Below are 1,974 nucleotides of genomic sequence, written 5' to 3' on the forward strand. Positions count from 1 at the left end.
AATCCCACTCACCCGCACCCCAGAATCAACCGCCACCTGCTCCAACACCCGCACCAACCGCCCCGCCAACAACCGCACCGTGCCCTCATCAAACAAATCGGTCGCATACAGCAGCCCACCCACGAGCCCGGCCGGATCACCTTCGCTGTCGCGCCGTTCGGCCAGGGTCAGCGACAGGTCGAACTTCGCGGTGGACTCCTGCGAGGTCGCCTCCAGCGGCCCGACCCGCAACCCGGGCAGATTCCAGCGCCCCTGGGACGCGGGCAGGTTCTGGAGAACGAGCATGATCTGGAACAGCGGGTTTCGGGACAGCGATCGGGTGGGGTTGAGATCCTCGACCAGCCGCTCGAACGGCACATCCTGATGCGCGTACGCCGCCAGATCGGCCTCCCGCACCCGGGCCAGCAGCTCATCGAAGCCCGGGTCGGCGCTCAGATCGGTGCGCAGCACCAGCGTGTTGACGAAGAACCCGGCCAGCCCGTCCAGCGCCGCGTCACCGCGACCCGCGGTCGCCGTGCCGATGGGGATGTCCGTACCCGCACCCATCCGCGACAGCAGAACCCCCAGCGCCGCGTGTACGACCATGAACATCGTCGCCCGGCCACGCCGCGCCAGCTCCACCAGCCGGGCGTGGGTCTCCGCGTCCACCTCCACCGGCAGGGTGCGCCCGCGGAACGACGGCGCGGCCGGTCGGGGCCGGTCCGTCGGCAGGTCCAGCTCCTCCGGGGCACCGGCGAGCGTCCGCCGCCAGTGGTCCAGCTGCCCGCTGATCACACTCTGCGGATCGCCGAGGTCACCGAGCACCTCACGCTGCCAGAGCGCGTAGTCCGCGTACTGCACGGGCAGTGGCTCCCAGCTCGGGAGTCGGCCCTGATGGCGGGCGGTGTAGGCGGTCTCCAGATCCTGCGCGAGCACGCCCATCGACCAGCCGTCGACCGCGATGTGGTGCGCCACGATGAGCAGGATGAAGTCCGTGGGGCCGGTCCTGAGCAGCCGGATCCGCCAGGGCAGATCGACGCTGACATCGAAACCGCGGCCCACGTGGACCGTGAGGGTTTCGGCGATCTCGTCCTCGGTGGTGTCCACCACGACCAGCGGCGGCCTGCCCGCGGCGCCTTCGAGTACCTGCTGACGCGGGACGCCTTCGCTCGCCGGGTAGATCGTGCGCAGGCTCTCGTGCCGGTCGGCGACATCGCCCAGCGCGGCTTCCAGCGCCGCGGGGTCCAGTTCGCCGGACATCCGCAGGGCCAGCGGGAGATTGTACGCGGCCCCCTCGCCCGCGCCTTCGAGCTGGTTGAGGAACCACATGCGCTGCTGCTCGAACGACAGCGGCAGTACCTCCGGCCGGGGCCGAGACGTCAGTACGGCGTGCGTCTGGCCGGTTGCCGCGTCGACCAGCCGGGCCACGCCGGCGGCCGAGGGGGCGGCGAAGAGCTCCCCGATGGTGAGCTCCGCGCCCAGGACGGCGCGGATGCGGGCGATGAGCCGCATGGCGAGCAGGGAGTCGCCACCCAGCTCGAAGAAGGACGCCTCCGCGTCCACCCAGTCCAGCCCGAGCACCTCGCCGAAGACCCCGGCGACGATCTCCTCGACCGGGGTGGCGGGGCCCCGCCCGGTGGCGGCGCCGAACTCCGGGGCGGGGAGCGCGGCGCGGTCCAGCTTGCCGTTGGTGGTGACGGGGAGGGTGTCCATGGCCATCACGGCTGCCGGGACCATGTACTCGGGCAGCCGCTCGGCCACGTACTCCCGCAGCCCAGCCAGATCACCCTCGCCATCGCCGCTGCGTACGACGTAGGCCACGAGGCGCTTGTCGCCCTGCCGGTCCTCACGCACGACGACCGCGACCTGGCCCACACTCTCGTGCGCGGCGAGCACGGCCTCGATCTCACCCGGCTCCACCCGGAAACCACGGATCTTCACCTGCTCATCCACCCGACCCGCGAACACCAACTCACCGTCAGCCGTCCACCGCGC

1 protein-coding gene is annotated in these 1,974 nt (G+C 71.2%); it reads right to left on the reverse strand.

From position 1 onward, the window contains the following. Nucleotides 1–1,974, reverse strand: a 1,974-nt coding sequence (locus J2Z30_RS49195) for a condensation domain-containing protein (RefSeq protein ID WP_245389374.1), incomplete at both ends; no start/stop codon positions are given.

The organism is Streptomyces iranensis, from assembly GCF_017874715.1.
GTDB classification, from domain to species: Bacteria; Actinomycetota; Actinomycetes; order Streptomycetales; family Streptomycetaceae; genus Streptomyces; species Streptomyces iranensis.